Annotated in this window: 4 protein-coding genes and 1 pseudogene; 3 read left to right on the top strand and 2 right to left on the bottom strand. The window is 67.1% G+C overall.

Annotated features, from left to right (window positions below):
• The coding region (gene dapC, locus AC1DU6_RS16910) for a succinyldiaminopimelate transaminase (protein WP_477858452.1) at positions 1–980 on the bottom strand (980 nt) is incomplete at its 3' end.
• 50 nt (positions 981–1,030) lie between these two features.
• On the opposite strand from dapC, the gene AC1DU6_RS16905 reads away from it, so the two are divergent.
• Positions 1,031–1,810: a substrate-binding periplasmic protein gene (locus AC1DU6_RS16905; RefSeq protein WP_477858450.1), complete on the top strand. Its 780-nt coding sequence runs from the start codon at positions 1,031–1,033 to the stop codon at positions 1,808–1,810.
• Here AC1DU6_RS16905 and queF read toward each other — a convergent pair whose 3' ends face one another.
• On the bottom strand, positions 1,811–2,251 hold the full coding sequence (queF, locus tag AC1DU6_RS16900; protein WP_056202531.1) for a preQ(1) synthase: 441 nt from the start codon (positions 2,249–2,251) through the stop codon (positions 1,811–1,813).
• A 158-nt stretch (positions 2,252–2,409) separates the two neighbouring features.
• Here queF and smc point away from each other — a divergent pair, with 158 nt between their 5' ends.
• Both smc and AC1DU6_RS16890 read left to right on the top strand, forming a co-directional pair.
• Positions 2,410–5,925, top strand: coding sequence for a chromosome segregation protein SMC (gene smc / locus AC1DU6_RS16895; protein ID WP_477858448.1), 3,516 nt, complete (start codon positions 2,410–2,412; stop codon positions 5,923–5,925).
• Positions 5,922–6,201: pseudogene (locus AC1DU6_RS16890) on the top strand (cell division protein FtsZ); the annotation flags it as partial. The gene smc and the pseudogene AC1DU6_RS16890, both read left to right, overlap by 4 nt.

The following is a 6,201-nucleotide window of genomic DNA, read 5'->3' as shown; positions in this document are numbered from 1 at the left end:
GCGTCGGGCAGGGCCACGTCCAGCACGTCAGCCAGCAGGGGCGTGACTTCGGCGAACTTGTGGCGGTAGCGGGCCCGGTTTTCGACCACATGGGCCTCGTCGCCCCAGGCCGCGATGCTGGCCGCCTGCACGATGGGGCTCATGGCGCTGCCGTGATAGGTGCGGTAGAGCAGGAACTTCTTCAGCAGGGCCGCGTCGCCGGCCACGAAACCCGAGCGCAGGCCCGGTACGTTGGAGCGCTTGGACAGGGACGTGAAGGCGATCAGGTTGCGGAAGTCGGGGCGGCCCAGCCTGGCAGCGGCCTCAAGGCCTCCCAGGGGCGCCTCGTCACGGAAATAGATCTCCGAATAGCACTCGTCCGACGCGATGACGAAGCCGTGGCGATCGCTCAATTCGAACAGGGCCTGCCATTCCGACAGCGGCATCACCGCGCCGCTCGGGTTGCCCGGCGAGCAGACATAGAGCAACTGGGTGCGCGCCCAGGTCGCGTCATCGATCTGGCGCCAGTCGACGGCGAAGTTGCGCGTCGGATCGGAATTGGCGTAGGCCACCTCGGCACCGGCCAGCAACGCGGCCCCTTCGTAGATTTGATAGAAGGGATTGGGGCAGACGACGGTGGCGCCGGGTCGGCTCGAGTCGACGACGGTCTGGGCGATGGCAAACAGCGCCTCGCGGGAGCCATTGACGGGCAGAACCTGCGTGGCCGGGTCCAGCGTCAAACCGTAGCGACGCGCGATCCAGCCAACGATGGCCTCGCGCAGGGCCGGCGTGCCGGCAGTGGCCGGGTAGCCCGCCAGGCTCTTCATCGAGTTGCTGATGGCCTCCGCGATGAGGGCCGGCGCGGCATGGCGCGGTTCGCCGATGCCCAGCGAGATGGGCGCGAGGTCGGGATTGGGCGTGATGCCGGCGGTCAGCTCGCGCAGGCGCTCGAAAGGATAGGGGTGCAGCCGGTCGAGCCGCGGATTGACGGGGAAACTCATGCAGGCATGATAGGGCGCAGCCCGTGATCTGCAGCCTGGGGAGGCATGTGATGAAACGCTGTTGGCTGATCTGCGCGCTGCTTGCCGCAAATGGCGCAGCCCTGGGCCAGGCGGCCTGCCAGAAGGTCGTCGTGACGGCGGACCCCGAGTACCCGCCCTATGCCTGGTATGACGGCCAGACGCTGCGGGGGGCCAGCGTAGACGTCGTCCTGGCGGTGCTGCAAGCGATCAAGTTGCCCTATGAACTGCGCTATGTCGGGCCGTTCGTGCGCGTGCTGCAGAACGCGCGCGTCGGCGAGGTGGACATCGTCACCGAACTCAAGCGCAATGCCGAGCGCGAGCAATACCTGGCCTTCGCCGACACGCCCATCTTCACCAACCCTTCGTCGGCGTTTGTGCGAGCCGGGCAAAACCTGAAGTTCACCAAACGCGAAGACCTGCGCGGGTTGCGCGGCGGCGTCACGCATGGCACGCGGTTCGGTGACGGGCTGGACGAGTACATCGAGGCCAATCTCAATGTCGAGGCAGGGCCGGGCATCAAGGAGAACTTCCTGAAGCTCGACGCCGRCCGCATCGACTACTTCATTTCGCCACRTTACCCGGCGCTGTCCCATCTGATCACCAGCGGCAACGAGGGCAAGTACGTGGCGCTGAAGCCCCATGTGGCCGAGGCGCTGAACTATGTGGGCTGGTCACGCCGAAGCGCCTGCCTGGGGCGGCTGCAGGAGTTCGATGCCATGCTCAAGCGCTATCTGTCCACCTTGAACGCCGGCCGCATCGTCGATGACAACCAGGACGCTTGGCGGCGCAACCCCATCATGAAACGCTGATCAGCCCAGCATCCCCGACTCAAACCCATGGGCCGGCAGGTCCACGCGCTGCGCGGGCGTCCAGCCGGGCTTGCGGTGCTCGGCCACGACATTGGTGTAGATGCCGCCGCGCACATACCACTTGGCCGTGATGCGGATGAAACGCGGGTCGGTGACCTTGATGATGTCGTCGAGGATGGTGTTGGTGACCTTCTCGTGGAAGGCGCCCTCGTTGCGGTAGCTCCAGAAGTACATCTTCAGGCTCTTGAGCTCCACGCAGAGTTCGTCCGCAATCATGTCGATCGTGAAGTGGGCGAAATCGGGCTGGCCGGTCAGCGGGCAGTGGCAGGTGAACTCGGGCACCTGGAACTGGATGACGTAGTCGCGTTCCGGGTTCGGATTCGGAAAGACCAGGATGTCCTTGCTGGGCTTGGTGGGCGGGTTCTTGGGCACCTCGCGCATCTTGGGTTTCTTCTTGGCGGCGGGGGCGGAGGCGGACTTCTTGGTAGCCATGATGCAGGGTCAATCAGAGAGGGTGCGAATGCTATCATCCGACCCCGTTGAAGCGCCCCTGAAAGGCGCTTTTCTTTAGCCAAATCAAGGGCTTACGCGCGAGCTTCATGCGGCTGAATTCGATCAAGCTGGCCGGCTTCAAATCCTTTGCTGAACCCACGACCTTCCAGTTGCCTGGGCAACTCGTCGGCGTCGTCGGGCCCAACGGCTGCGGCAAGTCCAACATCATGGATGCGGTGCGCTGGGTGCTGGGCGAGAGCAAGGCGAGCGAGCTGCGTGGCGAGTCCATGCAGGACGTCATCTTCAACGGCTCGGGCAACCGCAAGCCCGCGGGGCGCTCCAGCGTGGAGCTGGTGTTCGACAACCAATCCGCCCGCGCCGGCGGCCCGTGGAACCAGTTCACCGAGATCGCCGTCAAGCGCGTGCTGACGCGTGACGGCACCAGCAGCTACTTCATCAACAACCAGCCGGTGCGCCGCCGCGACGTGCAGGACGTCTTCCTGGGCACGGGGCTGGGGCCGCGGGCCTACGCCATCATCGGCCAGGGCACCATCTCGCGCATCATCGAGAGCAAGCCGGAAGAGCTGCGCCTGTTCCTGGAAGAAGCGGCCGGCGTGTCCAAATACAAGGAACGCCGCCGCGAGACCGAGAACCGTCTCAAGGACACCCGCGAGAACCTGACCCGCGTCGACGACATCCTGCGCGAGCTGAACGCGAATCTGGAGAAGCTGGAACGCCAGGCCGAGGTCGCGGCGAGCTATCGCAGCCTGCAGGACAGCGGCACGCTGAAGCTGCACCAGCTGTGGTTTCTGAAACTGCGCGACGCCGGCAACGAGGCGACGCGCGTCAAGGCGGCACACGCCGAGGCGCTGAATGCGCTGGAGTCGCGCACTGCCGAGCTGCGCGCCGTCGAGGCCACGCTGGAAGAAGTTCGCCAGGCCCACTATGCGGCGGGCGACGAGTTGCACGCGTCACAAGGCCGCTACGCCGAGGCCCAGCTCGAAGTGAGCCGGCTGGAAGAGCGCATCCGCTTTGTCGTCGAGAGCCGCAACCGCGCACAGGCCCGCCTGGCCGAGTTGCACACGCAGGACGGCCAGTGGCGCGAGCGCGTCGAGCAGGMCAAGGCCGAGCTGGAAGGCATTGCCGAGCAGATTGCCGGCGCCGACGAACAGAGCGAGATCCTGGCCGCCCAGGCCGAGGAACAGCAGGCCCAGCTGCCGCAGAGCGAGGACGCMGTGCGTGCCGCCCAGGCCCGAGCCAACGAGCAGCGTGCCCTGGTCGCCCAGGTGCAGCAGCAGATCCAGGTGCTGGCCGCCGAGAGCCRCAGCGTGGACGAGCAGGCGAAGGCGCTGCGCCAGCGCGAGGACAAGCTGACGGCCGAGTCGCGCGCGCTGGGTGCTCCTGATCACGAAGCCCTGGAAGCCCTGCGCGAACGCAGTGCTGCAGCCGACGAGGCGCGCGATCTGTCCGACGCTCGCCTGCAGGAATTGGCCGAGCAGGTGCCGCAACTCGAAGAGCAGCGCCGCAACGCCCAGCAGGACACTAACGCCCAGCTCGCCCGGCAGTCCGACCTGACCGCTCGGCTCGAAGCGCTGAAGGCCCTGCAGGAGAAGGTGCAGACCGAGGGCAAGCTCAAGCCCTGGCTGGCCAAGCATGGCCTTGATGGCTTGCAAGGCCTGTGGACCAAGCTGCACATCGCCCAGGGTTGGGAGAACGCGCTGGAAGCCGCGCTGCGCGAGCGCATGGGCGCTTTGAGCGTCGGCCGGCTGGACACGGTGCGTGCCTTCGAGGCCGACTCGCCGCCAGCTCGCCTGGCTTTTTATTCGACGCCGAGCGGCTCCATCGCCAACACGCACGAGACGCTGCCCAAGCTCAGCGAGTTGCTGCGCCTGAACGACGCGGGCCTGTCCGCGCTGCTGAATGACTGGCTGGAAGGCGTCTACACCGCGCCGACGCTCGATGACGCGCTGGCCGCGCGCGGCAAGCTGAYGCACGGCGAGCTGATCCTGACGCCGGCCGGCCACGCCGTTGGCCAGTTTTCGGTCACCTTCTACGCGCCCGACTCCGAGCAGGCCGGCCTGCTGGCACGCGCCCAGGAGATCGAGCAGCTGACGACGGCCCAGCGCGCCCAGAACCTGATCGCCGACGAGGCTCGCCTGTCGCTGAGCCGCATCGAGCACCAGTTCAACGACGCCAATGGACGGTTGACGACGCTGCGCCGCGAGGCCAGTGAGGCGCAGACCCGCGCCCACCAGATCCACGTCGAGCTGCTGCGCCTCTCCCAACAGGCCGAAGCCAGCCAGCAGCGCCGCAGCGTGCTGGATGCCGAGTTGGCCGAGATCGCCGCCCAGCAGGAAGGCCTGCAGGAGCGCCGCGCCGTCGGCGAGGCCCGCTTCGAGGAACTGGACATCCAGCTCGGCGACGCGCAGCAGCGCCACGCGGAGCTGGAAGACGGCACCATCGCCGCCGAGCGCAAGCTGGCTGATGCGCGCGAGCAATTGCGCGCGCTGGAGCGCCGCTCTCAGGAGGCGCGCTTCGCAACCCAGACGCTGGCTGCACGCCGCGGCGAGCTGCAGCGTGGCATCGAAACTGCAGAGGCGCAGATCGCCACCGTCGCGACCTCGGCTGCCAGCCTGCAGGGCGAGTTGGACACGCTGAACGACGCTGCGGCGCAAGCCGGGCTGCAGGACGCGCTGGCCGTCAAGGTCGAACGCGAGCAGGCCTTGGCCGCCGTGCGCGCCAACTACGACGACCTGAGCCTGCGCCTGCGCAAGGCCGACGAGCAGCGCATGGGTTTCGAGCGCAGCCTGGACCCGCTGCGCGAGGCCATCACCAAGCTACAGCTCGAGGAGCAGGCCGCCCAGCTCGGCGGTGCGCAGTACCGCGAGCAACTCGAAGCGGCGGCCGTCGACCTGGAAGTGCTGGCCAAGTCCATCGAAGACGGCGCCGTCAAGCTTTACGGCCTGCAGGGCGAGATCGATCGCATCAACCGCGAGATCGCGGCCCTGGGCGCCGTCAACCTCGCCGCACTCGATGAGCTGACCACGGCCCGCGAGCGCAAGACCTTCCTCGATTCGCAATGCGCCGACCTGAACTCGGCCATCAAGACGCTGGAAGACGCGATCCACAAGATCGACCTGGAGACGCGCGACCTGCTGGGCTCGACCTTCAACCAGGTCAACGACCACTTCGGCCGCATGTTCCCCGAGCTGTTCGGTGGCGGCGAGGCGCGCCTCGTGATGACGGGCGACGAGATCCTGGACGCCGGCGTGCAGGTCCTGGCCCAGCCGCCGGGCAAGAAGAACAGCACCATCCACCTGCTGTCGGGTGGCGAAAAGGCGTTGACGGCGATTGCCCTCGTGTTCGCGATCTTCCAGCTCAACCCGGCGCCCTTCTGCCTGCTGGACGAAGTGGACGCACCGCTGGACGACGCCAACACCGAGCGTTATGCGCGCCTCGTCACCAAGATGAGTGCGGGCACGCAATTCCTCTTCATCTCGCACAACAAGATTGCGATGGAAATGGCTGAACAACTGATTGGCGTGACCATGCAGGAGCAGGGTGTGTCGCGCATCGTGGCCGTCGACATGGACAAAGCCCTGGCGATGGCGGAGGCGGCATGAACGTTTCGTTGACCGAACTTCTGGCCATCACGGGTGGCGTGGTGCTGATCGGCGTCATCGCCCAGGGCGCCTGGGCCGCCCGCAAGGCGGGGCCGAAGCGCGCCGTGCCGTCGTTGGAGGAGCCGCATTTCGACGCGCCGCCCGTGACGGCGGAGGCGACTGCCGAGGCCGAGGCGCTGGAAGCGACGCTGCCCGCCGTGGCCCGCCCGCTGCGCCGGCCGTCGGCGCGGATCGACGCGCTGATTGACGCCATCGCGACCATCACCGTCGAGGCTC

Source organism: Roseateles sp. P5_B10 (genome assembly GCF_056400485.1).
Note: the sequence above shows the minus strand (reverse complement) of the source record. Positions and strands in the feature narration are given on the sequence as shown.

Excerpts from the sequence above, each read along its gene's own strand:
- queF (WP_056202531.1), bottom strand. The coding sequence starts at position 2,251 with ATGCGCGAGGTGCCCAAGAACCCGCCCACCAAGCCCAGCAAGGACATC.